This is a genomic window from Bartonella sp. AD13SXNS (assembly GCF_042196465.1).
GTDB lineage: Bacteria > Pseudomonadota > Alphaproteobacteria > Rhizobiales > Rhizobiaceae > Bartonella.
Genome location: NZ_JBHIQI010000089.1, coordinates 1 through 778, shown reverse-complemented (window position 1 = coordinate 778; position 778 = coordinate 1). Strand labels below are relative to the sequence as shown.

Here is a 778-nt window from a genome sequence, read left to right as displayed (position 1 = left end):
CGCAACACCGCAGCAGCCCACCAGGCTGTAGCACCGATAGACGCCACACCGCTTGAGGCAGCCGTGCATAATCGCTTAGACATGATCAATGATTTATCCGATGAAGGATTTGGTTACCTTGATAAAATTTATCAAATCTCATATGTCAAAAAACATCCCACAGGAGAGGTTGTACACGATGCAAATGGCAATGTCCTCTATGCAACAGATAAAAATGGAAACTATATAAAAGATAGCTATGGAAGAAAAATACCTCTATATCGCTATTTAAAACCAGAGGAAGAAAATCATTTACAAAAAGGCTCTGATGGCGAGGTTCATATGTTTTATAATGGTATTTTTACCTCCCCCGATGATGCCGCGCGTTATGCTGTTCAGTTTGCTGATAATGAGCATGATCCCCTTTATTTTACATACTTCCCCAAAGCTAAAGACTGGGAAGTGGAGGTAGGAATAGCGGTTTTTCAGAAGATTCTGGAAGGTAAACTTTTTTTTGGATTAACCAATTCGACCAAGAAGTTTCAGAATACAATGTCTCTCTATGGCAATGACGGATTACATATTAATGGGCACAGCCGTGGTAGTATGACGGTAGGTAACGGAATGCATGATTTTGAAAAGCGTGGTATTCACGGTATAGCAGGCAACACGAGTATCAATCTTTTTGGTCCTGCTTATAATGCTCAATCGATGGCAAATACACTTGATTATTTAAGTGATGGCAAGCAAACCTCTGTCGGCTTGGAAAACCACGCATATGACTTTGTTGGTGTAAAGT

Annotated in this window: 1 pseudogene; it reads left to right on the top strand. The window is 40.6% G+C overall.

Annotated features, from left to right (window positions below):
• Window positions 1-778: pseudogene (locus tag ACFIMQ_RS09525) on the top strand (filamentous hemagglutinin); the annotation flags it as partial.